We start from the raw sequence: 24,479 nt of genomic DNA on the forward strand, positions 1-24,479 counted from the left end.
CTACAAACCCCAAGCGGCCTCGAGCAGCTCCTTGGGAACCCACTTGGTCTTGCCCATCATCACACTGAAGTCTTCCAGCACGATGTGCTCGCCCTGAAGTGCCGTGAACTTGCCCGTCTCGCCCGCCACGATGGCGTCGATCGCCGCGATGCCGAACCGGGTGCCCAGCAGCCGGTCGGCGGCCGTGGGAATGCCACCGCGTTGCGTGTAGCCCAGCACGGTGAGGCGCGTCGGGAAGCCGGTGAGTTCCTCGATTGCCTTGGTCACTTCGTGCCCCATCGAGCCCGCGATGGGGTTTCCCTTCGCGTCGATGGTGGGGTTGCCATTCCAGTTCGAGCCTTCTGCAGGAATGGCGCCCTCGGCAACAGCGACGATGGAGAAGTTCTTGTAGCGATGGCGGTGGCGGATCTTCTTGGCGATCGTCTCGATGTCAAAAGGCTCCTCCGGAGCCAGGATGATGTCGGCGCCGCCCGCCATGCCGGCCGTCACTGCGATCCAACCGGAATGGCGCCCCATCAGTTCGACGACCATGACGCGGTTGTGCGACTCCGCGGTGGAGTGCAGCCGGTCGATAGCCTCGGTAGCCACCGTCACTGCCGTGTCGAAACCTATCGAGGAATCGGTGCCCACCACGTCGTTGTCGATCGTCTTGGGAATGCCGATAACGGGTACGCCCGTCGCCTGCGACACCTTCCCTGCGGCCTTGAGAGTTCCGTCGCCGCCGATGCAGATCAGCCCGTCGAGCTTCTCGTTCGTGACCGTCTCTTGCACGGCCTCCATGCCACCGTCGACCTTGTGGGGGTGGCAGCGGGCGGTGCCGAGCATCGTGCCTCCGACCACCAGGATCCCCGAGACATCATCGCGGGTGAGGGGCCGGGCGTCGCCGTCGATGACGCCTCGCCACCCGTTGCGGAAGCCGACGATGGAACACCCGTGCTCCGAGGTGCCTCGCTTGACCACAGCACGAATTGCTGCGTTGAGGCCGGGACAGTCGCCCCCACCGGTAAGGACTCCAATGCGCATGAGGCAACCCTAACGGGTGTCAGTGCCCCGCAACGCGCCAATTGGTCCCACGGCCCACGTTGACGTCGAGTGGTAGGGAAAGGGATCCTGCACCCGCCATCTCCTCGCGAAGAATGGCCTCCACGTCGTCGGCCTCGCCGGGGGCGGCCTCGATCACCAACTCGTCGTGCACCTGCAGAATCTGACGTGACCGGAGGCCCTCCGCCGCCAGCCGTTGGTCCACGGCCAGCATGGCGCGCTTGATGAGGTCTGCGGCGCTCCCCTGAATCGGCGCGTTGAGGGCCATGCGTTCGGCCATGTCCCGACGCTGCTTGTTCGGTGAAGTGAGGTCGGGCAGGTACCGGCGGCGGCCAAAAATCGTTTCGGTGTAGCCGTCGGCAGTGGCCTGCTTGACCACGCCGGTCAGGTAGGAGCGCACCGATCCGAACCGCGCGAAGTAGTCATCCATGAGGGCCTGTGCCTCGCCCACCGCGAGTCCCAACTGCCTCGCCAACCCAAACGCAGACAATCCGTATGCCAGCCCATACGACATGGCCTTGATCTGGGACCTCATCTCGGGCGTGACGCCCTCGGGGGGCACACCGAACACGCGGGAGCCCACGAAGCGGTGGAGGTCCTCCCCTGCCCTAAACGCGTCGATCAGGGCCTGGTCTCCGCTCAGGTGCGCCATGATCCGCATCTCGATCTGGCTGTAGTCGGCCGTCACCAGCGTCTCGTATCCATCGCCGACCACGAAGGCCTCGCGGATCCGGTGGCCTTCGTCAGTGCGGATCGGGATGTTCTGCAGGTTCGGATCGCGAGACGACAGCCGCCCGGTGGAGGCGACCGTCTGGGAAAACGTGGTGTGGATGCGCCCATCCTCGCGCACGGCGTCCCTCAAGGTCTGGATGATCTGAGCGAGCTTGGTCGCATCACGGTGCGCCAGCAGTGCCTCGAGGAACGGATGGGGGTACTTCTCGTAGAGATCGGCGAGCGATGCCGCGTCTGTGGTGTACCCGGTCTTGATCTTCTTGGTCTTTGGCATGCCGAGTTGATCGAAAAGCACCTCTTGGAGCTGCTTGGGGGAACCGAGATTCACGGTCGAGCCGATGGAGCTATGCGCGTTGTCCGCGGCGAGTTCCGCGCGCTTCAGCGCCGCGGAGGAAAGCTCCTCAAGGTGACCGCCATCGACGGCGACCCCCGCGGATTCCATGCCCCACAGTGTCTGAACCAAAGGGATTTCCATGTCGCGGTACAGGCCGGTCATGTGCCGATCTTCGACGTCAGCCCGCAAGACGGGGGCCAGGCGCGCCACCAGCAGGGCCTGCCTGGCCGACTCTTCTACCTCCGATGAGCCGAGCCCCAACTCGAGTTGGCCGGAGGCCGCCTCCACTGGACGCACACCGAGATACCGCTCCGCCACGTCGGCCAGCTCGAGTCTGCCCTGTGCGGGGTTGGCCAGATACGCGGCCAACTGAGTGTCGTCGGCGACGCCGCTCAGAGTGAAACCCCGCGACGCCAAGGCGTGGAGCGCACTCTTCGCGCCGTGGAAGACCTTGGAGACCGAGGAGTCCGCCAACCACCGCCCGAGCGCCGCGTCTCCCGCCTCGTCGAGAGACCCGAGGTCGAGACCCCACGCCCCTGACTCCGTCGCGACGCCGAGCGCCCAGGCGTCACCCGTCCCACCCCACAGGTGCAGTGCCACCGTTCCGGTGAGTGCCACGACGTCCGCCACTGCGGCGGGCGCATGCACTGGCGTCTCGTCAGGCGCGGCCTGCTGGGACGCGTCATCCGAGTCGTTCGCCGGCGTCAGCGCAAGCAACCGGGCCCTCAATCCGCGGAACTGCAACGCGTCGCACACCTCGTGCACAGCTGCGGCATCGGCGCCCTTGAGGCGGAGCTCGTCGAGAGACTTCTCCACCTCAAGGTCGGTGAGCAAGTGGTTGAGTTCGCGGTTCAGACGCACCTGATCCAGATTCGCGCGCAGGCTCTCGCCTGCCTTGCCTGGCACGTCCTCTGCCGACGCGAGGATGCCGTCCAGGCCGTCGTACGTCGCGATCCACTTGGCTGCCGTCTTGGGGCCAACACCTGGCACGCCAGGCAGGTTGTCAGACGTCTCCCCCACCAGAGCCGCAAGTTCAGGGTAGCGATGTGGCGGAACTGCGTACTTTTCTTCAACTGAGGCTGGGGTGAACTCGACAAGATCACTCACACCCTTGCGCGGGTACAGCAGGGTGACGTCCTCCGTCACCAACTGAATGGTGTCCCTATCGCCTGACACGACGAGCACTTCCATGCCCGCCTCGCGGCCCATACGGGCGTACGTCGCCAAGAGGTCGTCCGCCTCGAAGTCCTCCTTGTCGACCGCCACCACCCCCAGCGCATCGAGCACCTCTCTCATGAGGGGTACCTGAGGCTCGAAGTCGGGAGGCGTCTCGTCCCGAGTGCCCTTGTACGAGGGAAGTCTTCTGGTTCGGAACGTCCCCCCTGGAAGGTCGAACGCCACCGCAACGTGCGTCGGCTTGCGGTCGTTCAAGAGCGTCGCAAGCATCGCCGTGAAGCCATAGACAGCGTTGGTCGGCGCGCCCGTCGATGTCGCGAAGTTCTCCACCGGCAACGCAAAGAATGCGCGGAATGCCATCGACAATCCGTCGACGAGCAGAAGTCTGTCCTTGGCCGATTCGCTCACAGATGCCAACCTATCCCCTATGACTGACAGCGCAGCAGCAGGCTATGCCAACCTTGGCGGGCTCATCGACCGCCTTCACATGACCGTCACCGAGGTCACGCCAAGCAGGGCGGTAGCGACGATGCCGGTGGAGGGCAACACGCAGCCATATGGATTGCTCCACGGCGGGGCTTCAGCGGCATTGGCGGAGACCGTCGCGTCGCTCGCCGCGGCCGCCCACGCCGGCCCCGGCCGAATGGCGGTGGGGGTCGACCTCAACATCACGCATCATCGTGCAAAGACCAGCGGTGATGTCCGTGCCGTGGCCACGTCGTTGCGCCTGGGAAGGAGCGCCGCCACCTACGACATCGCGGTCGTCGACGAGGACGGCGAACGCATCGCCACGGCACGCCTCACGTGCTTGATTCGCGACCGCCAGGCCACATAGCGGAAACATCCATGGGTTACATTGTTCCGCAACCACCTGGGAGGGCACCAGTGAAGAGATCACTTGACACCCGTGTTGTGTTGCGAGCGCTCGTCGTGTTTCTTGTCGCGGCCGTTGCGGTGACGTGGGTGCTTTCTGCCCAGTCTGCCGCCACCCCGGACCCCGTCACTGTGGCGAGCGCCGTGTCCGCCGACGCCGCCGCTGGTGATGCGGTCACTGGCCAAGCAGGCACGGCTGAGCCCAGTGTCTCCAGCGAGGTCGCACCAACACCCGAGCAGACGGCCGTCTCTGACTCGCAGTCGCGAGTGCTCCAAAACGTGTTCAACGGTGTCGTCTTTGGGCTCATGCTTGCCCTCGCATCCGTCGGCCTGTCCCTCATCTATGGGACAACCGGCCTCAGCAACTTCGCGCACGGTGAGCAGGTCTCCCTCGGCGCGATGCTCGCCTACTTCTTCGCCACCGATCAGCCCGTCGGCATTCCCCTGACGCCCCTCAAGTTTGTGATCGGGTGGCCGCTGTGGATGGCCGCCATCGCCGCGATCATCTTGGCCGGCGCTTCCGGCTGGGTCCAGGACCGATTCCTGTGGGGCAAGCTCCGCAAACGCGGAGTCGGCATCGTTCAACAGATGATCGTGTCGATCGGTCTCTCGCTTGCCTTGCTGAACTTCCTTCAGTGGTGGATCGGCCCGAATCGCATTCGGCTCAGCAAGTCGATCGAGGTCCGTCACCAAGTGGGGCCCATTCAGGTGGGCAACATCACGTTGATGTCGATCGCCATTGCGGCGATCGTCCTCATCGCCGTCGCCATATTCCTGCAGCGAACGCGCCTGGGTCGTGCGACGCGCGCGGTGTCGGACAACCGCGCACTCGCAGCGGCCTCCGGCATCAAGGTGGACTTCATCATTCGCTTGGTCTGGGTCATGGCCGTCAGCCTTGCCGCCCTCGGCGGAATCCTGATGGCGCTGTACGACAATGGCACCAAGTTCGATATCGGCGCCAAACTCCTGCTGCTGATGTTCGCTGCCGTCACGCTCGGGGGGTTGGGCCAGGCATATGGCGCCCTTGCGGGCTCGCTCGTGATCGGCGTCGTCGTGGAAACGTCGACGCTGTGGCTCGGTCCAGACCTCAAGTACGCGACGGCGCTCGCGATCCTTATCCTCGTGCTTCTCGTGAGACCGCAAGGAATACTCGGACGAGCGGAAAGGGTGGGCTAGACCATGGGAGACCTTTTCATTGACGTCGTGCGAGAAGCCTTCACTCCCACCACGGCGGCCTTTGCACTCGCGGCCGTCGGCCTCAACTTCCACTTCGGCCTGACCGGCCTGCTCAACATGGGCCAGGCGGGTTTCATGCTGCTCGGCATGTATGGCTTCGCCATCACCATCCGCGAAGGAGGGCCCATCTGGCTGGGCGTCATCGTGGCGCTTGTCCTTGCCATGGTCTTCGGACTGCTCCTCGGCTGGCCCACCCTGAAGCTTCGGGGAGACTATCTCGCGATCGTGACGATTGCCGCCGCCGAGATGGTTCGCTATCTAGGACGCTCCCAGAACTTCAATGCTCTGACAGGCGCCTCGACTGGTATCCGCGGCAACGAGTTCAAGGAGCCCTTCGAACAACTCTCGCCCTTCCCTGACCGCATGGTGGACGTCGGCCCGTTCGCGCTCCATGGTGCCCGTTCAACGAGTTGGTGGCTCGTCGTTGTCGCCTGGGCTCTCGTTGCGATCCTGGTGGTCATCTTCTGGCGACTGTCCCGATCGCCGTGGGGGCGCGTTCTCAAGGGCATCAGGGAGGACGAGGACGCCGTGCGGTCGCTCGGCAAGAACGTCTACTCCTACAAGATGCAAGCTCTCGTGATCGGCGGCGCGGTAGGCGCTCTTGCTGGCGTCGTCTGGTCACTTGGCGCCTCTGTCCAACCCGACTCCATGGGGCGGCCCACGACCTTCTGGGTGTGGACCCTGCTCCTGCTTGGCGGGGCGGCCACCATCTTCGGCCCCGTGCTCGGGTCCATCATCTTCTGGTGCTCTCTGGTGCTCGTCAAGGGACTCGCAGCGATGTGGATTCCCGACTCCGTGCTCTCGCAACAACAACTCGAGCCCTTCTCGTTGGTGCTCGTGGGAGTCACTCTCATGTGCCTGGTGATCTTCAGACCACAAGGTGTGCTCGGCGACAAGAGGGAGTTGGCCTTCAATGACTGACACGAATCCGTTCGCGAACACCCTTCACGAGCCCGGGGCCGCCAAAGAGGACCCGATCATCATCGCGGATCACGTGTTGCGCCGCTTTGGTGGGCTCACTGCCGTGGACGTGGACCACTTCGAGGTCCAACGTCATGCGATCACCGCCCTCATCGGTCCCAACGGCGCCGGAAAGTCGACGTTCTTCAACCTGCTGACCGGTTTTGACAAGCCTCAGCGCGGCGAGTGGCTCTTCAACGGCACCTCGATGAAGGGCATCTCGCCCGCGAAAGTTGCCCGCGCTGGCAAAGTGCGCACCTTCCAGCTCACCAAGGCGCTCAACCGCATGACAGTCATTGAGAACATGCGGCTTGGTGCTGCAGGCCAGCGCGGCGAGAATCTCTTCGCCGCATTCCTGCCGTCCTTGTGGCGCCAGCGCGAGGCAGAGATCACCGAGAAGGCTCACGAGCTGCTTCACCGCTTCACGCTGTACGAGAAGAAGGACGACTTCGCGGGTTCGCTCTCTGGCGGCCAACGCAAGTTGCTCGAGATGGCTAGGGCTCTCATGTCAGAGCCAGAGATGGTCATGCTCGACGAGCCCATGGCCGGAGTGAACCCCGCCCTGACAGAGTCACTTCTTGATCACATCGTGAAGCTCAAGAACGAGGGCGTGTCCGTGCTGTTTGTGGAGCACGACATGCACATGGTGAGGCGCATCTCCGACTGGGTCGTGGTGATGGCCGAGGGCCGCATCATCGCGGAAGGCCCGCCGGACACTGTCATGAAGAACGCAGAAGTGCAGGAGGCCTACCTGGGTGTCCACCACGACACCGACTTGTCCGAGGAGTCCAGCTCATGACCGACGCCCCCACCATTCTTGAGGCGACTGACGTCATCGCCGGCTACCTTCCCGGCGTTGATATCCTCAACGGCTGCTCTATGACGGTCAAGCAAGGCGAGCTCATTGGAATCATCGGCCCCAACGGTGCTGGTAAGTCCACCTTCCTCAAGGCACTCTTCGGTCTCGTCCCCATCCGTGAAGGCTCCGTGATGCTTGAGGGTCAGGACATCACCAACACGAGAGCCGACGAACTCGTTCACCGCGGAGTGGGCTTCGTTCCGCAGAACAACAACGTCTTTCCGTCTCTGACCATCAAAGAGAACCTCGAGATGGGCGCCTATCAAGCGCACAAGAAGTTCGCTGAGCGATTCGAGCGCATCGTGGACCTGTTCCCGACACTTGGAGACCGTCGCAATCAGCGAGCCGGCTCGCTGTCTGGCGGCGAGCGACAGATGGTAGCGATGGCCAGGGCCTTGATGATGGACCCCCGGGTCCTGCTGCTCGACGAGCCTTCCGCTGGCCTGTCCCCCGTGCGCCAAGATGAGACCTTCGTGCGCACGCGCGAGATCAACCGCACCGGCGTCACCGTGATCATGGTCGAGCAGAATGCACGGCGCTGCTTGCAGATCTGCGACCGCGGCTACGTGCTCGATCAGGGAACGTCTGCGTACACGGCCACTGGCCAAGAACTCCTGAAGGACCCCAAGGTCATCGAGCTGTATCTGGGCACGCTCGGCGCCTAGCAGTCACGCGTCAGCGACGGGCCGCTGTCAGCGTGTGCTGTGGGTCAGCCGCGGCACGGACTGAGCCACCGGCGGTGCGGAGTAGGCGGGGCAGCCGCCCTACGCGGGACATCCTCGCCCGATTGGCGCGACACGCGAAAGGGCCCCGGCCGGAGCCGGGGCCCTTCGTCGTGTCTGCGGGGCCTAGACCTCGCCGAACACCGCTTTGGTCCACTGCGGGACGTTCGCGTCATCGAACACGTACACGCCCACGTAGGCGCTTTCGGGGTCGTTGTCCGCGTTAAACGGACCCACACCGGCCACGGCCTGGTAGATGATGTCCTCTCCAGCCATGATCAGCTCGGAGCACGCCACCCATCCAGTGCACTCGGTGCCGCCGTTCGCGCCGGAAACCGCCGCCAGGTTGTCACGAACGGTCTGACCATCCGCGCCATCGCCCTTCAGCGCGGCCAGCGCAACAAGCATCGTCGCGTCGTACGATTCTGCACCATAGGCGTAGGAGTCGAGCTCGCCACCGTTGACGTCATCAAGAAGTGTCTTGAAGTCGTCGGACGGGTTGGCACCAGGGATGGTGCCCTTCGCGCCAGTCATCACGCCCGCGTCGAAGTCGCCCGAGTAGTCGGCGGTGTTGCCGTCAGTGAAGTACAACTGGTCCGCCGGGTATCCAGCGCCCACGAGCGCGGGGATGATGTTCTTGGTCTGGTCGAAGGCGATCACGAGGATGCCGTCTGGCTCAGTCGCAAGAACGTCCTGAACGATCGACTCAAAGTTCGAGGCGTCGGTCTGGAACTCGTCACCGGAGGTACCGTACGTGAGCTCGCCGCCGCTTTCCTCGACGACGCCCTGGACCACGTCGCGCAGCGATGTGGCGTAGTCGTCTGCAAAGAGGAGGATGCCGAGCTTCTCGATGCCGTCTTCCACGATGAGGTTGCCGAGCGCGGAACCCTGGACGGTGTCCGGCGGGGCGGTGCGGAAGTAGAAGGGCGAGTAGCCCGACAACGCGGTCGACGTGTTGGCCGGCGAGATTTGGACGATGCCAGCGTTCGAGATGTCGTCCACGACGTTGAGCGAAACGGAGGAGGACGCGGCGCCAACGATCGCCGCTACCTCATCCGCGATCAGCGCCGACACTGAAGACGAGGCGATCTGCGGGTTGTCGGTGTCTGACGAGTCCTGGTGAATGATCTCCACGTCGGCCCCGAAGATGCCGCCCGCGTCGTTGATCTCCTTGGCGGCGAGTTCCACGCCCGCAACCTCTGGCGGGCCGAGGAAGGCCAGTGAGCCGGTCAACGGCAGCAACGAGCCAATCTTGAGCGCGTCGGTGTTGGTGCTGCCGCCGTCTCCGGTTGTGGTGGAGTCGGTCGGGTCGTCGTCGCCGCCAGAGGCGCACGCCGCCAACGCAAGGGACGCGACAGCCGCAAGAGCGGTGCCACGTGCGATGGTGTTCCATCGAGCCATGTTTGTTCCTCCATGTACGTGCGGCGGGAGGACCCGCCGGAGCCACCGCGAGGACGATCCCCGCTGGTAGTTCATTTCACGCTACCTGGGGCAAATTACGTCCGTGGGTCGCTAGGGTCACGATTTCGTGACCTAAGTCATGGGTCCCGTATTTCCACGGGGCTTCTCTACCAGGGGCGACGCGAGGCTACTTCGCGTCCATTTGGTCGATGACGGCCTCGGCGACTTCACGCATCGTGAGCCGACGGTCCATCGACGTCTTCTGGATCCAGCGGAAGGCCTCCGGCTCATTGAGCTGCATCTTCTCCATGAGCAGGCCCTTGGCGCGCTCGACGCGCTTGCGCGTTTCCATGCGCTCCGAGATATCTGCAATCTCGTTCTCAAGAGCCCTGACTTCCACGAAGCGGGACGCGGCGATCTCCACCGCAGGCAAGAGGTCCGCTGGGGTGAACGGCTTCACGACATACGCCATGGCACCCGCGTCGCGCGCACGCTCCACCAGCTCCGTCTGTGAGAACGCCGTCAGCAGCACGACGGGAGCCAGACGCTCCTTCGCAATGTGCTCCGCCGCGGTGATGCCGTCCATCACAGGCATCTTCACGTCCATGACCACGACGTCGGGCTTCAGTTCCCGCGACAGGTTGACGCACTCTTCGCCGTTGGAGGCCTCTCCCACGACGTCGTAGCCACCCTCGCGGAGCGTTTCGACGATATCCATGCGGATGAGCGCCTCGTCTTCGGCAACGACGGCACGGCGCTGAGCGGCAGACGCTCCTGATTGTTCAGTACTCTCGTTCACACGCGCTAGCCTAGTGGCCGCGCCCCGATAGCCCAACCGGCAGAGGCATACGGCTCAAACCCGTACCAGTGTGGGTTCGAATCCCACTCGGGGCACTTCTGTGATGTGTGGAGTTTCTGGTGGCGTCCTGGCCTGATGGCCGCAACGGGCGACCGCCTCAAGAGGACAAGTCGGCCAAGGCTCCTGCGAGGCGCGTTCCGGCATCCTCCGAGTAACCCGTGAGCGCCGAGATTCCGCTGACCGCGGGGATCAGATCGGGCTCGAACACGTGCACATCGCACTCTTGCGGGCCCGTCTTGCGGACGACGACGCTACACGGCAGCAGGACGCCAATCCTCGGGTCGGCGGCGATGGCACCTTCTGCCAGGGCTGGATTGCACGCGCCGAGGATCGTGTACGGCTCGATGTGTGAGCCTTGCTTTTCCAGGAGTGTCGCCTGCATGTCGATCTCTGTGAGAATGCCGAAGCCGTGGGCGGCCAGCGCCTCACGGGTGCGTGTCATCGCCTCGTCAAACGGCAGATCTAGGTGCACGGTGCGTTGGAATTGCATCGGTTCCTCCCTGATAGGGCCCTACCGGCTCCGACAAGCACTGCGGCGCCCAGATGGCGCGACGCCGGCAAGGATGACGACGCTCTTGAATCGTACTCTTGCCAAATTGAGCCGGGTTGGCATGGACGTGACGTCGATACCCACTTGCAGTCGAAGCGTCTTCTCCCCATACCCTACAGGGTATCCAGCCACGAGCCGGTCGGTCGCTAGCGCGCGACGAGACCCGACTCGTAGGCGACGATGACCGCCTGAACGCGATCACGGACCTCGAGTTTCGCAAGGATGTTTCCCACGTGGGTCTTGACCGTGGCCTCTGACAGAAAGAACTCGGCCGCAATCTCGACGTTGGAGAGCCCCCGTGCAACGGCGCGCAGCATTTCGAGTTCCCTCGGGGTGAGTGACGCCAACCGCGGGTCTCCAGCCTGGGGACCTGCGTCCGACTGCGTCGGCAGGTGAGGCGCGAAAATCTCGAGCATCCGGCGCGTGACCCGTGGCGCGACCACCGCGTCGCCGGAAGCGACCGTTCGAATCGCGGCGACAAGCGCGGCCGGTTCGGTGTCCTTGAGCAGAAACCCGCTCGCGCCTGCACGCAACGCCGCGAAGGCGTACTCGTCCAGGTCAAACGTCGTGAGGACGAGGACGCGCACGTCCGGGTGGTCGGCGACGATGCGCTGAGTCGCGTCGATGCCGTTCATGCCTGGCATGCGCACATCCATCAACACCACGTCGGGGTGCAAGGCACGCACTTGCGTCAGAGCTGCGGCGCCGTCTCCCGCCTCACCAACCACCTCGAGGTCCTGTTCGGCGTCGAGCACCATGGCAAAGCCCATGCGCATCAGGGCTTGGTCGTCCACCAGCAGTACACGGGTGGGTTCCGTCATGTGTGGGCCTCCTGATGAGGAATTGTCACGTGCACGCGCCAACCGTGCTCCCAAGGACCCGCGTCGACCGTGCCCCCGAAGAGCTCCACGCGCTCTCTCATGCCCACCAGGCCGAGGCCAGCGCCGTCCGACTCAGGAGCAGGCACCACGCCCCCCTGGTCGGAAATCGTCACTTCCCAGTGGTTCGGGTGGTGGTGGAGTTCCACGGCGACTCCGGCAGTGCCCGGCGCGTGGCGAAGCACGTTGGTGAGCGACTCTTGCACCACCCGATACAGCGCCAAGCGCAATCCGGTGTCGGCCGGGGGCTCGAGGCGCAGCCCTTCTGCCCGCACCGGCAGGCCCGCGGTACGGAAACGATCAATGAGGCCGACGAGGTCATCACCCTGGCCCGTCGGTTCGAGCGGAGCATCATCGTCGGCCAACGCCCCCAGCACTCGTCGCATGTCCCGCAGCGCCGCCCTACCGGTAGACGTCAACTCTGTGAGCGCAGCTCGCGACCGTTCCGGGGCGCGGTCAAGCGCGACGGACGCACCGTCGGCCAACGTGATCATCACCGACAGGCTGTGCGCGACCACGTCGTGCATCTCCCTGGCGATCCTGCTGCGCTCGGCCGCCCTGGCCAATTGCGCCTGCCGGTCGCGATCCTTGGCTAGCGCGTTCGCTCGTTCCATCAGGTCGGCAAGGTGTTCGCGCCTGCTGCGCACGCTGTTGCCAATCGCCATTGCGGCGAGGGTGAAGATCAGCACCTGAGCGGTCGTCCCCACCCGATCATCGGTGACCATGTAGGTGCCGTCGTCGCCTCGCACCATGACATCGGCGCTCTCCTGCTCCCATACCCATACCGCAGTCACCAGCACCGCAAAGGACACCGCCGCCGTCAGCCATGCAGTACCTGCACGACGCGAGGTCGCCACGGCATACAACGCGAACGCCAGGGCAAGTTCCAGACCGCCGAGCGACCCTGTGAGAGCGAGCGAGAGCACCCCCACACTCACCACAACGCTTGTCACGACAACAGGCCGTGGACGCCGCCACACCAGAGCCGTGGCGGCGGCAACAGCGAACCCCATACCGACGGCGACCGAGCGCGACGCGCCAGTGCCAACATCGGAGGTGCCCACCACCACCACGACGAGCGCCACCACCACAGCGTCCATCGCGCGGGGACGCGTCACAAAGAAGCGACGAACCGGGCCCAATCGCCGAGAGTTCAACTCGGTGAAGGGCCCGGTCTCGGTCACGATGTCACTCTCTCATACTGCCTGTTCACGACGCGTCAGGCGTCCCGGCGACGCAGCATGATGGCGGCGACGGCACCCAATACGAGCACCCACGCGACCAGCACGGCGTAGCCCTCCCACGGCGACAGGTGTGCGCCCTTGGTAATGGCATCGGTCGCCTCGAGCGTCTCCGCATCAAAGAGCAGCCTGCGCCCAGCGCTTGACGGAAGGAAGGGGCTGATCAGTTCGATGGCCCGCACCGGGATGAGCATGAGGACGTTCTCGATCACCAAGAGCAAGGCGATCACCGCGGTGAGCGCGGCGGCGCTGTGCCTCAGCAGAGCTCCGATGGCGAAGGCGAACGCCGCGATGGCCATGAGGTAGAGCGGGAGCCCGACGGTCATCCGCAGGGTCTCTCCATTCGTCAGGTCGAACGTCGCGCCCAGGTCCTCGTGCCACGGCATCGTCGCAACGTACGACAGCGCCATCGATACGAGTGAGATCCCCGCGACCACGCCGCTGAGCACGAATGCCTTGGCGGTGAGGACGGGCACGCGCCGCGGCACGGCCGCGAGCGTCGACCGGATCATTCCCGTCGAGTACTCGCCCGCAATCGTGAGGACCCCCAGCACCGCGATCGCGAGTTGAGCCATTTGGTAACCGGCACTCAGCAACTGTGCGGTGTTCATCGGACCTGAGCCCGCATCCACCGCCTCGATCGAGGAGCCCCACGCGGCGAGCATGCTGATTCCGACCATGACGCCTACGGTCGCCACGAGGGTCCAGATCGTAGAACGGACGGTCCAGAACTTGATCCACTCGGAGTGGACGGTCCTACCGAACGACTGAGGTCGGACGGCGACCGATGGTTGAAAACGGACGGGGGTTGCGGTTGCGGCGGTCATCGCGATGCTCCTTGGTTTGCCGGCTCGGCGCCGGAGATGGTTTCGGTGCCGAAGGCAGTCGAGTGGTACTCGACCTCGTCGGCTGTCAACTGCAGGTAGGCGTCCTCGAGGGAGCTGCTTACCGGCGTCAGTTCGTGCAGTGAGAGTCCCGCCGATGCGGCGGCATCTCCCACCTGTTCGGCCGACCTGCCCATGACCTCCAGCAGGCCGGGCTCGGTGGCGATGACGGCTGCCCCTGCATGGCGCAGCAGCTCCTCGAGTGCGTCGGCCTGCGGGCTGCGCACGCGCACCTTCGCCCCGGAGGCTCCGGCGACAACGTCCGCTACCGGCGCATCGGCCAGCACGCGGCCACGGCCCACCACGATGAGGTGGTCCGCAGTGAGGGCCATTTCACTCATCAAGTGGGAAGACAGGAAGACGGTGCGGCCCTGGCTCGCCAGGTACTTGGTGAGGTTGCGCACCCACAGCACGCCCTCTGGGTCCAGCCCGTTGACGGGCTCGTCGAGAATGAGCGTCTGCGGATCGCCCAACAGGGCCGATGCGATGCCAAGTCGCTGCCCCATCCCGAGCGAGAAGCCACCCACACGCTTGTTGGCGACAGAAGTGAGCCCGGTCATCTCGATGACCTCGTCGACGCGCTTGGTAGAGATGCCGTGCGTGGCGGCCATCGCGCGAAGGTGGTTGCGCGCTGTCCGGCCCGTGTGCACTGCCTTGGCGTCCAAGAGCACCCCTACTTCTTGCAAGGGAGCCCGGTGCTGCGAGTAGTGGCGGCCGTTCACTGTCACCGCGCCATCGCTGGGACGGTCAAGTCCCACCACCATGCGCATCGTCGTCGACTTGCCTGCGCCGTTGGGGCCTAAGAAGCCGGTTACGCGGCCTGGGTGGACGGTGAACGACATGTCGTCCACCGCAGTCGTGGGGCCATATCGCTTGGTGAGCCCTTGTGCCTCGATCATTGTTCCTCCCTAGATGTGTCCCCGAAGGGCGATACCTCCACGCTAGGGATGCTGGTATTCGTGCGGCACCGTCCCGCGGATGATCTTCACGCGGCGGCGGCGTACGACCTAAGGATGAGAACTCAGCCCTTGGTGGGACCCGGGGCACGGCGCGCGAGCAGTGCACTGAGTGGAAGCGCCTGGCACCTGAGAGTGCCGCGCGCAATACTGGGCGCATGGCCACATCCAGCGCGAAACGCACCAACAGAGCCCAGCGTCACATCGCGCTCGTGGCGCACGACAACAAGAAGGTCGAACTCCTTGAGTGGGCCAGCTTCAACGTCGCCACGCTCTCGAACCATCAGTTGTATGCGACAGGCACCACAGGGACGATGCTTCAGTACGAGTTGGGCCTCAAGGTCAACCTGTTTCTGTCGGGGCCGGTGGGCGGTGACCAACAGATCGGCGCCAAGATCGCCGAAGGCAGTATCGACACCCTCATCTTCTTTTGGGATCCGCTCGAGGCTCAGCCGCACGATCCAGACGTCAAGGCCTTGTTGCGCATCGGCGCCGTCTGGAACATCCCCATGGCCTCGAACGTGGCCACGGCGGACTTTCTCATCTCGTCACCGCTGTTCGCGCAGCCGTACGACCGTGCCGTGCCAGATCTGGGCGACCGCGATTGGGCGACGCTACGCGACTCCCACTAAGGCGGCGCGACGCCCTGGGGTTGGGAGCACCTCACCAGGCGCTACCGCAGCACCGGAGGGTTGGCGAGCAGATCATCTGAACGACCCTCGACACCCTCGTAGGACCAGGTGAGGGTGACAGAAGCGTCGCTGACATCGACAGTGAGTTCCGCCCAGTCTTCCCAATCCTTCCAGTGCAGGGTGAGCGTCGAGCCATCCTCTGACATCCCGAACACGTGGTCGCCGTCAAAGACCGCGAACGCACTTCGGAACGCACACAACGCCATCAGGGCCTTGACGACGGGCCTCTTGAGGTCGGAGGCGATCTCGTCCCACGCGTAGTAGTGGCGATTGATGTCGCGGCCGATGCCGGTGCGCTCCAGGAGTTCCACGTCGTTGCTGCCTGCCAGCGCCCCCACGTAGTACACCTGCGGGATTCCAGGAACGAAGAACTGGATGGCGCGGGCAGCAAGGTAGGCATGGTCGTCAGCACCGACGGCATCGTAGAAGGTGCAATTCACCTGGTAGAGGTCGAGATTCGAGGCGGCAGCCCCCGTCGCTGCGGCGCTCGAACCTCCCGACATGGCATGCATGGTGGTCACGAGTGCGTCGATAGCCTCCGGGGGCAACAGCCCAGGGCTTTCGGGGTCGGATTGATCAGCCCCCACGTCGATCACGCCGATGCCGTCGTGGGTGTCGAGCACCGTGACGGCGTTGTCGGGGCGCACCGTAAGCCACTCGTGGAGAGCGGTGGCGTCGCCCGTGTACAAGGCGTGGAGCACCAAAGGGGGCAAGGCGAAATCGTAGACGCGGTCCACGGCACGACCGATCTCGATCTGGCGGCGATAGTACGAGTGCACCTCCACGAGTACTTCGAGGTCTCTGGCGTGAGCCTTCGACGTGAAGTCGGCGATGAACCGGAACGTGTCCTCCGTCATGAAGCAGGAGGTTCCCCTGGTCTTGATGGCGTAGCCAACGGCATCGAGGCGCACCACGTTGGCCCCCGATGCGGCAGCGGCGTCAAGGATGGTGTCGAGGTAACGCAGCGTGACGGGATGGGTGACGTCGATGTCGATCTGCTGGGGTGTGAAAGTCGTCCAGACCAGCCTCAGTTCGCCGTCGACGCGATAGGGCGTGAAGGGAAGCCCAGGTCGGGGTCGGTAGATCTTGGTCAGCTCCTCCTCGCTGACGCCGTCAGGGAACACCGTCGACATCGTGAGAAACATGCCGTCGTGCTCCGACGCCGATCCCCGGTCGAGCCAACCGGTGAAAGCGGCTGAGGAACTCGACACGTGGTTGACAATGATGTCAACCATCACGTCGCCCCCATCGCTGAGCGCAACCAGGTCCTCCCACGTGCCCAACCTCGGATCCACCTGGGTGTGATCGACGGGGTCGAATCCAGCGTCGGCGCCGTCAAAGGGAGTGAAGAACGGCAAGACGTGCACGCCCCCGAATGCCCCCGCCCACGGTTCGCTCGCCATCACCTTCGCCAGGCCTTGGAGGTCACCCGCGAGTCTGTCGGCGTAGGTGATGAGTTGGACGGCATTGCGCGTCATGGCTACCACTCCCCTTGTGCCACCGACGCCCCGTTGCGGCGGTTCGCTGGCGCTCTCACGCCCTCACCTCCACTGTAGGACGCTGCCAGCCTCAATGCCCAAAAAAGCAGGCCCGCCGACGCGAGTCGGCGGGCCTTAGTACATGCGGCGGCGTTAGTTGCGCACCTCACCCACCTTGTGCACAAAGATGGAGTTCGTGGTGCCGGGAATGCCCACGGGGGTGCCACACACGACGATGATGTACTCGCCATCGACCGCGCGCCCAGTTTGCTTCAGCAGCGAGTCAACGTTCTCCACCATCTCGTCGGTGTTCTCGGCCTTCGCCACAATCTCCGACCTGACGCCCCACGACAACGCCAGTCGCTTGTGGGTCTTGGCGTTTGGCGTCAGCGCGATCATGGGCGTCTCTGGACGCAGGCGAGCCATGCGCTGCGCCGAGTCACCTGACTGCGTGAACGTCACGATGTACTTGATGTCGAGCTTTTCCGAGATGTCTGAGGCCGCGTGCGTGATCGCTCCGGCACGGGTCTTGGGCACGGCCGTGTAGGGCGCCATGCGGTGGCGGCCCTTCTGCTCCGTGTTCTCGATGATGCGGGCCATCGTCTCGACCGTGATGATCGGGAACTCGCCGATCGAGGTCTCTCCCGACAGCATGACGGCGTCCGCACCATCAAGGATGGCGTTCGCGCAGTCGGACGTCTCGGCACGGGTCGGGACGGGCGAGTACGTCATGGACTCGAGCACCTGCGTGGCCACGATGACGGGCTTGGCCTGCGCCCGGCACATGTCGATCGCCAGCTTCTGGACGAGCGGCACCTCTTCGAGCGGCAGTTCGACACCCAGGTCACCGCGAGCCACCATCACTCCGTCGAACGCATCGACGATCTCTTCGAGGTTGGCAACCGCTTGCGGCTTCTCCACCTTGGCGATGACCGGCAATGTGATGCCCTCCTCCGCCATGATGCGCGCCACGTCCGCGTAGTCGGCGGCCGAACGCACGAACGACAGCGCAATGAAGTCCGCACCAAGCTTGAGGGCCCAGCGCAGGTCTTCCTCGTCCTTGTCGGACAGCGCGGGGACCGACACGGCTACGCCAGGAAGGTTGATGCCCTTGTTGTTGGACACCGGTCCGGGGACGACGACTTTGGTGACCACATCGGTGTCGGTGACCTCGATCACTTCGAGGCGCACCTTGCCGTCGTCAATCAGCAGGGCATCGCCCACGTTGCAGTCACCAGGAAGGCCCTTGAACGTGGTACCGCAAATGTCCCTGGTGCCAACGACGTCACGGGTGGTGATCGTGAAAACGTCGCCCACGGCGAGTTCGTGAGGTCCGTCCGCGAACTTCTCCAACCGAATCTTGGGTCCCTGCAGATCCACGAGCACGGCGACGTTGCGGCCCGCTTCGTCGGCGGCCTTCCGGACATTGTCGTAGACGGCTTGGTGCTCTTCCGTGCTGCCATGTGAGCGATTGATGCGGGCGACGTCCATGCCAGCATCCACCAGCTTGCGCATGTTCTTCAGGGACGACGTCGCCGGGCCGATGGTGCAGACGATCTTGGCGTTTCGCATGTTCTCCAACCTAGGGGGTATTTAGGCCCGCAGCGCGAGGGTTCTCGCGGTCACGGGTGCTGGCAACTCGGTGTTGCCGGTGAGGTATGTATCGATAGCGGCCGCTGCGGCCCTGCCTTCGGCAATGGCCCACACCACGAGCGACTGGCCGCGGCCGGCGTCGCCAGCGACGAATACGCCGTCAACTGCGGTCGCGAACTGGTCATTGCGCGCGACGGTGCCGCGAGGGGTGAAGCCGATGTGTTCAAGTTGCCCGAGCGTGTCTCTGTGAGGCCCTGTGAAACCCATCGAGAGGAGCACGAGATCCGCGGGGATCTCCTCTTCCGTGCCAGGCGCAGGGCCGCGGGTGCCGTCAGGCATGATCTGGGTACGCGACAGGCGCAGGGTCGTCACGTGCTCGTCCTCATCTGCAAGGAACTCAACGCTGGAGGCGAGGAACTTGCGCTCGCCTCCCTCTTCGTGAGAGCTCGAGACGTCGAACAGCATGGGGTGGGTTGGCCAAGGTTGGGACTTCGGGTCCCTTTGCTCGGGAGGTTGCACACCGATGGCGAGCGTCGTGACCGACTTGGCTCCTTGCCTCAGCGCCGTGCCGAGGCAGTCCGAGCCGGTGTCGCCGCCGCCGATGATGATCACGTGCTTGTCCTTTGCGGTGATCTGACGCTCGACGGTATCGCCCGCTGCCACCTTGTTGCTCTGGGTGAGGTACGGCATCGCAAAGTGGATGCCCCGGTATCGTCTCCCAGGAATCGGCAGATCACGCGGGACGGTGGACCCAGTGCAAATCAGCACGGCGTCATAGCGGGCTCGAAGGTCGTCCCACCTGATGTCCTTGCCGATCTCGACGGAGGTACGGAAACGCGTCCCCTCGGCCTCCATCTGCTCGACGCGGCGGTCGATGTGGATCTTCTCCATCTTGAAGTCGGGCACGCCGTATCGCATGAGCCCGCCGATGCGGTCGTCCTTTTCGAAGACGGCGACGGTGTGGCCAGCCCTCGTGAGTTGTTGAGCTGCGGCCAGACCCGAGGGACCCGATCCCACGACGGCGACTGTTCTGCCAGTCTGACGGCCCGGCTCAAGTGGCTTGACCGTGCCGCGTTCGAACGCCTCGTCGATGATCGAGACCTCAATGTTCTTGATGGTCACGGCAGGCTGGTTGATGCCCAGTACGCAGCTTGTCTCACACGGGGCCGGGCAGATGCGGCCCGTGAACTCGGGAAAGTTGTTGGTCGCGTGAAGGCGGTCAATGGCGTCGTCCCATTGCCCGCGCCACACCAAGTCGTTCCACTCGGGAATGAGGTTGCCCAGGGGGCATCCTTGGTGGCAGAACGGGATGCCGCAGTCCATGCAACGGCTCGCCTGCCGGGTGAGCGCCTCGGGATCCTTGTCGAGTTCGTCCTTGACATACTTCCAGTCGAGAAGCCTCACAGGCACAGGACGGCTCTTAGGGAGCTCCCTTTCGCGATGCTTCAGAAATCCACGTGGGTCAGCCACCGGTTACCTCCAAGAACTCGTCCCAAGCACCAGGGGACTCGAGATCTTGCCCCTTGGCCTCAAGTTCAGCGAGAGCTTCACGCACTCGCGCATATTGCGCTGGCAAGACACGTGTGAAGCGCTCAAGCGATGTCTCCCAATTGTCGAGCAACTCACGGCCCCGCGGCGAATCTGTCTCTACCACGTGGGCCTCGATCAACGAGCGGACGATGATGACATCCTCCGGGTCCAGCGGGCTCAGCGTCAGCTCACCGGTCGCGAGGGCATCCTTGTTGACTCGCTCGGGACGCAGGTCAAGCACGTAGGCGGTCCCTCCTGACATTCCCGCTCCGAGATTTCGGCCAGTGCGGCCCAAAATCACAGCGGTGCCCCCTGTCATGTACTCAAGCCCGTGGTCGCCTACGCCCTCCACCACGGCCGACGCCCCAGAGTTGCGCACCAAGAAGCGCTCGCCTACCTGGCCGCGCATCAGGATCTGGCCGCTCGTCGCGCCGTAACCAATGACGTTTCCCGCAATCACGTCAAGAGCGTCATTGAGTGCCGCCGACGTGTCGGGGCGGACGATCACTCGGCCGCCTGACAGGCCCTTGGCCACGTAGTCGTTCGCGTCACCAAACAGTCGCAACGTGATGCCCTTTGGCACGAAAGCCCCGAACGACTGACCTGCCGAACCGGTCAGTTCCACGCTGATGGTGTCGTCAGGAAGACCCTCGCCGTGGTAGCGCGTCGTCACTTCGTAACCGAGCATCGTGCCGACGGTGCGGTGGGTGTTCCGCACCTTGTGGACGAGACGCACGGGCGTTCCCTTGTCGAGTGCGGCTTTCGACTCCTCGATGAGCGTGAGGTCCAAGGCCTTATCGAGCGCGTGGTCCTGAGCGGTGGACTGGTGAAGGTTGGCGCCCGCTGGCGGCGGCGCCAAGAGGGGTGCCAGATCCAGCCCTTGAGCCTTCCAGTGGTCGATCGCCGCGCGAGTGTCGAGCATCTCGACATGCCCCACGGCCTCTTCAATAGAGCGGAAGCCCAAGCGAGCGAGGAGCTCACGCACTTGCTGGGCGATGAACTCGAAGAAGGTCTCAACAAACTCCGGCTTGCCGCTGTAGCGCTCGCGAAGTTCGGGATTCTGGGTGGCCACACCCACGGGACACGTGTCCTTGTGGCACACGCGCATCATGATGCAGCCGGAGACCACGAGCGGAGCGGTGGCAAAACCAAACTCCTCTGCACCGAGCAGAGCCGCCATCACCACGTCGCGGCCCGTCTTGAGCTGGCCGTCGACTTGAACGACGATGCGGTCGCGCAGGTCGTTGCGCACGAGCGTCTGTTGGGTGTCGGCCAGGCCGATCTCCCACGGCGCTCCCGCGTGCTTGAGCGAGTTGAGCGGGCTGGCGCCCGTTCCGCCGTCCGCCCCCGAGATGAGCACCACGTCTGACTTGCACTTGGCCACGCCTGCGGCGATGGTGCCGACACCGATCTCGGACACGAGCTTGGTGTGAACGCGTGCCTTGGGGTTGGAGTTCTTCAGGTCGTGGATCAGTTGTTTGAGATCCTCGATCGAGTAGATGTCGTGGTGAGGTGGCGGCGAGATGAGGCCGACGCCTGGCGTGGAGTGCCGCGTCTCCGCGACCCACGGGTAGACCTTCGCCCCTGGGAGCTGACCGCCCTCCCCTGGCTTGGCGCCTTGCGCCAACTTGATCTGCAGGTCATCGGCGTTCACGAGGTACTCGCTCGTCACGCCAAACCGGCCGGAGGCCACTTGCTTGATGGCGCTGCGCCGCGTCGGGTCGTACAGCCGTTCGGGAGACTCGCCGCCCTCGCCAGTGTTCGACTTGCCGCCGAGCTTGTTCATCGCGATTGCGAGAGTCTCGTGGGCCTCCCGGGAGATCGACCCGTACGACATGGCACCCGTGGTGAAGCGCTTGACGATGTCGCGAATGTGTTCCACTTCTTCGATCGGGATGGGTTCCCTGTCCGAGGCGAAGTCGAGCATCCCGCGCAAGGTCATCAGCCGCTTGGACTGGTTGTTGACGCGCTCGGCGTACTCATTGAACACCGCGTACTGGCGCGTCCGCGTCGAGTGTTGGAGCTTGAAGACCGTCTCTGGGTCGAACAAGTGCTCCTCGCCGTCTCGGCGCCATTGGTACTCGCCGCCGGAGTTGAGGCGTCGGTGGGCGGGACGTTGGCCAGAAGCCGGGTACGCGTCGGCGTGGCGCTCGGCGACCTCTCGCGCGATCACATCGAGGCCCACTCCGTCGATCTGGCTGGGGGTGCCCGCGAAGTGCAGGTTCACCAACTCTCGCGACAGGCCGATCGCCTCAAAAACCTGTGCGCCTCGGTACGAAGCGATGGTCGAGATCCCCATCTTCGACATGATCTTCAAGACTCCCTTGCCGAGCGCCTTGATGAGGTTGTTGACGGCCTGCTCCGCAGTGATGTCGGTGATATACCCGCGGTTGACCAGGTCCTCAACTGTCTCCATGGCCAGGTACGGGTTCACGGCGCCGACGCCGTAGCCGACCAGCAGCGCCACGTGGTGCACCTCGCGCACATCGCCCGCCTCCACCACCAACGACAATTGCGTCCGGCTGTGGTGACGCACCAGGTGGTGGTGCACGGCGGAGGTCAACAACAGGGAGGGAATCGGCGCGTGATCGGCGTCAGAGTCGCGGTCCGACAGGATCAGGAAGCTGACGCCTTCCTCCAGCGCACGGTCGACCTCGGCGAAGATCTCCTCAAGACGAGACTCCAGCCCAGCGCCGCCGTCGTGCACGTTGTACAAGCCCCGAATGCGCCGCGACGAGAACACTCCTCGCAAAGAGGGGTCGGCGTCGATGTGAATGATCTTGGCGAGTTCATCGTTGTCGATCACAGGGAAGTCGAGGATGACCTTGCGCGCATGCTCTGGCAGTCCCTCCAGCAGGTTCGGCTCGGGACCGATCGCGCCGCCAATAGCCGTGACGATCTCTTCGCGAATGGCGTCAAGGGGCGGGTTCGTCACCTGAGCAAAAATCTGCGTGAAGTAGTCGAACAACAGCCTTGGCCGGTTCGAAAGAACGGCAATGGGAGTGTCAGACCCCATCGCGCCGATCGGCTCGGCCGCGAACCTCGCCATCGGCTCCAGGAGGATCTTCAGTTCCTCTTCTGTGTAGCCGAACGTCCGTTGGCGGCGCACCACGGAGGCACGTGAGTGGGTCACGTGTTCGCGCTCTGGCAGCTCGGCCAGTCTGACCGAGTTGTCGGCGATCCACTGGGCGTATGGCTGCTCCGCCGCGAGTGCCGACTTCACCTCGTCGTCCTCCACGATGCGACCTGCGGCAGTGTCGACAAGCAACATGCGGCCCGGCTGCAAACGACCCTTTCGCACCACGCGTGCGGGGTCGATGTCCAGCAATCCGGCCTCTGAACCGCACACCACCAGGCCGTCATCTGTCACCCAGAAGCGCCCGGGACGCAACCCGTTGCGGTCGAGGGTCGCGCCAACGAGCGTGCCGTCGGTGAAGTGGAGTGCCGCGGGGCCGTCCCAGGGTTCGACGAGCGCCGAGTGGTACTCATAGAACGCGCGCCGTGCGGGATCCATCTCTGTGTTGTTCTGCCACGCCTCTGGAATCATCATCAGCACCGCGTGGGGCAGCGGGCGTCCCGCAAGGTGCAACAACTCCAACACCTCGTCGAACGATGCGGTGTCGGACGCCGATGGCGAGCACACCGGCATCAGGTCCTTCATCTCACCGAGCAGGTCGGACTTCAAGCGACCTTCGCGCGCAGCGATCCAGTTGCGGTTGCCGCGCACCGTGTTGATCTCGCCGTTGTGGGCAATGAGGCGCAGCGGCTGGGCGAGCGGCCACGACGGGAACGTGTTGGTGGAGAACCGCGAGTGAACCAAGGCAAGTTCCGACGCGTACAGCGGGTCCAGCAGGTCGGGAAAGACCTGCTCAAGCTGGTACGTGGTGAGCATGCCCTTGTAGGTCAGGGTGCGTGCCGACAACGACGCAAAGAATGGTCCGCCGCTCTTCTCGGCACGCTTGCGCACCCGGTAGAGCCTGCGGTCCAAGTCGATTCCGGTCAACTGGTCGGCCGCAACAAAGACTTGGCGGAAGGTCGGTGCCGCAGCACGAGCAGAGGGGCCCAGCGGGTCGAGCACCACTGGCACGTCGCGCCACCCCAGAACTTCGGCATTCTCGACCGCCACAGCAGCCTCAAAGGCCGCAATCTCGTCGTCTTCCTGGCCGGGGGTCAAGAACGCGAGGCCGACGCCGTAAGACCCTTTCTCGGGAAGATCGAAGTGGGTATTGGCCACCAGAAACTCGTGCGGGATCTGTGTCAGGATGCCCGCGCCGTCGCCCGTCTCCGTCTCTGCGCCCACGGCACCGCGGTGTTCCAGGTTCTTGAGCGCGGTGAGGCCAAGATCGACGATGTCGCGCCCCGCGTGACCACGCAGTGTCGCCACGAAGGCCACTCCGCACGAGTCGTGCTCGTAGGCCGGGTCGTACAGACCCGACATGGGCTCGTCACCACCAAGCGTGGCCATCACACCGTCCTTTGCCGTC

The 24,479-nt window shown here is 64.3% G+C and carries 19 protein-coding genes and 1 tRNA gene; 7 read left to right on the forward strand and 13 right to left on the reverse strand.

Going from position 1 to position 24,479, the window contains the following annotated elements:
* Complete coding sequence (locus QZZ33_RS02630; RefSeq protein WP_291377933.1) at positions 1-1,023, reverse strand: ATP-dependent 6-phosphofructokinase; 1,023 nt, start codon at positions 1,021-1,023, stop codon at positions 1-3.
* A 19-nt stretch (positions 1,024-1,042) separates the two neighbouring features.
* On the reverse strand, positions 1,043-3,691 hold the full coding sequence (polA, locus tag QZZ33_RS02635; protein ID WP_291377934.1) for a DNA polymerase I: 2,649 nt from the start codon (positions 3,689-3,691) through the stop codon (positions 1,043-1,045).
* A gap of 19 nt (positions 3,692-3,710) precedes the next feature.
* Between polA and QZZ33_RS02640 the strand changes: the two genes are divergently transcribed.
* The 5 genes from QZZ33_RS02640 to QZZ33_RS02660 are packed head-to-tail and all read left to right on the forward strand — an operon-like array spanning position 3,711 to position 7,876.
* Positions 3,711-4,118, forward strand: coding sequence for a hotdog fold thioesterase (locus QZZ33_RS02640; protein ID WP_291377936.1), 408 nt, complete (start codon positions 3,711-3,713; stop codon positions 4,116-4,118).
* A gap of 50 nt (positions 4,119-4,168) precedes the next feature.
* Positions 4,169-5,332: a branched-chain amino acid ABC transporter permease gene (locus QZZ33_RS02645; RefSeq protein WP_291377937.1), complete on the forward strand. Its 1,164-nt coding sequence runs from the start codon at positions 4,169-4,171 to the stop codon at positions 5,330-5,332.
* 3 nt (positions 5,333-5,335) lie between these two features.
* A complete protein-coding gene (locus QZZ33_RS02650; protein ID WP_291377940.1) occupies positions 5,336-6,313 on the forward strand; it encodes a branched-chain amino acid ABC transporter permease in 978 nt (325 codons plus the stop codon).
* Positions 6,306-7,151 (forward strand): ABC transporter ATP-binding protein, encoded by an 846-nt coding sequence (locus QZZ33_RS02655; protein WP_291377941.1) that lies wholly within the window; start codon positions 6,306-6,308, stop codon positions 7,149-7,151. The genes QZZ33_RS02650 and QZZ33_RS02655 overlap by 8 nt, the downstream gene beginning before the upstream one ends.
* Entirely contained in the window at positions 7,148-7,876 is a 729-nt protein-coding gene (locus tag QZZ33_RS02660) for an ABC transporter ATP-binding protein (protein WP_291377942.1), read from the forward strand. Before QZZ33_RS02655 ends, QZZ33_RS02660 begins: the two co-directional genes overlap by 4 nt.
* Before the next feature lie 183 nt (positions 7,877-8,059).
* On the opposite strand, the gene QZZ33_RS02665 is transcribed toward QZZ33_RS02660, so the two are convergent.
* Positions 8,060-9,334: an ABC transporter substrate-binding protein gene (locus QZZ33_RS02665; RefSeq protein WP_291377943.1), complete on the reverse strand. Its 1,275-nt coding sequence runs from the start codon at positions 9,332-9,334 to the stop codon at positions 8,060-8,062.
* A gap of 187 nt (positions 9,335-9,521) precedes the next feature.
* Complete coding sequence (locus QZZ33_RS02670; RefSeq protein WP_291377946.1) at positions 9,522-10,133, reverse strand: response regulator; 612 nt, start codon at positions 10,131-10,133, stop codon at positions 9,522-9,524.
* Positions 10,134-10,154: 21 nt separating this feature from the next.
* On the opposite strand from QZZ33_RS02670, the gene QZZ33_RS02675 reads away from it, so the two are divergent.
* Positions 10,155-10,228, forward strand: a tRNA-Leu gene (locus tag QZZ33_RS02675).
* Between the two features lie 62 nt (positions 10,229-10,290).
* Here QZZ33_RS02675 and QZZ33_RS02680 read toward each other — a convergent pair.
* From QZZ33_RS02680 to QZZ33_RS02700, 5 genes are all read right to left on the reverse strand, one after another.
* Positions 10,291-10,683 (reverse strand): DUF302 domain-containing protein, encoded by a 393-nt coding sequence (locus tag QZZ33_RS02680; RefSeq protein ID WP_291377948.1) that lies wholly within the window; start codon positions 10,681-10,683, stop codon positions 10,291-10,293.
* Between the two features lie 206 nt (positions 10,684-10,889).
* Positions 10,890-11,564 carry a response regulator transcription factor gene (locus QZZ33_RS02685; RefSeq protein WP_291377950.1) on the reverse strand — a complete coding sequence of 225 codons (675 nt, stop codon included), beginning with the start codon at positions 11,562-11,564 and terminating at the stop codon, positions 10,890-10,892.
* A complete protein-coding gene (locus QZZ33_RS02690; RefSeq protein WP_291377951.1) occupies positions 11,561-12,805 on the reverse strand; it encodes a histidine kinase in 1,245 nt (414 codons plus the stop codon). The genes QZZ33_RS02685 and QZZ33_RS02690 overlap by 4 nt, the downstream gene beginning before the upstream one ends.
* Positions 12,806-12,840: 35 nt before the next feature.
* Complete coding sequence (locus QZZ33_RS02695) at positions 12,841-13,560, reverse strand: ABC transporter permease subunit (RefSeq protein ID WP_291377953.1); 720 nt, start codon at positions 13,558-13,560, stop codon at positions 12,841-12,843.
* Positions 13,561-13,685: 125 nt separating this feature from the next.
* A complete protein-coding gene (locus tag QZZ33_RS02700; protein ID WP_291377955.1) occupies positions 13,686-14,645 on the reverse strand; it encodes an ATP-binding cassette domain-containing protein in 960 nt (319 codons plus the stop codon).
* 215 nt (positions 14,646-14,860) lie between these two features.
* Between QZZ33_RS02700 and QZZ33_RS02705 the strand changes: the two genes are divergently transcribed.
* Complete coding sequence (locus tag QZZ33_RS02705; protein WP_291377957.1) at positions 14,861-15,334, forward strand: methylglyoxal synthase; 474 nt, start codon at positions 14,861-14,863, stop codon at positions 15,332-15,334.
* Between the two features lie 41 nt (positions 15,335-15,375).
* On the opposite strand, the gene gtfA is transcribed toward QZZ33_RS02705, so the two are convergent.
* From gtfA to gltB, 4 genes are all read right to left on the reverse strand, one after another.
* A complete protein-coding gene (gene gtfA, locus QZZ33_RS02710) occupies positions 15,376-16,872 on the reverse strand; it encodes a sucrose phosphorylase (RefSeq protein WP_291377959.1) in 1,497 nt (498 codons plus the stop codon).
* Positions 16,873-17,025: 153 nt separating this feature from the next.
* On the reverse strand, positions 17,026-18,444 hold the full coding sequence (pyk, locus tag QZZ33_RS02715; RefSeq protein WP_291377960.1) for a pyruvate kinase: 1,419 nt from the start codon (positions 18,442-18,444) through the stop codon (positions 17,026-17,028).
* A gap of 21 nt (positions 18,445-18,465) precedes the next feature.
* Complete coding sequence (locus QZZ33_RS02720) at positions 18,466-19,935, reverse strand: glutamate synthase subunit beta (protein WP_291377961.1); 1,470 nt, start codon at positions 19,933-19,935, stop codon at positions 18,466-18,468.
* Positions 19,928-24,460 (reverse strand): glutamate synthase large subunit, encoded by a 4,533-nt coding sequence (gene gltB, locus QZZ33_RS02725; protein WP_291377962.1) that lies wholly within the window; start codon positions 24,458-24,460, stop codon positions 19,928-19,930. Before gltB ends, QZZ33_RS02720 begins: the two co-directional genes overlap by 8 nt.
* Positions 24,461-24,479: the final 19 nt, after the last annotated feature.

Origin of the sequence: Demequina sp., from assembly GCF_016278775.1 — a bacterium.
Classification (GTDB): domain Bacteria; phylum Actinomycetota; class Actinomycetes; order Actinomycetales; family Demequinaceae; genus Demequina.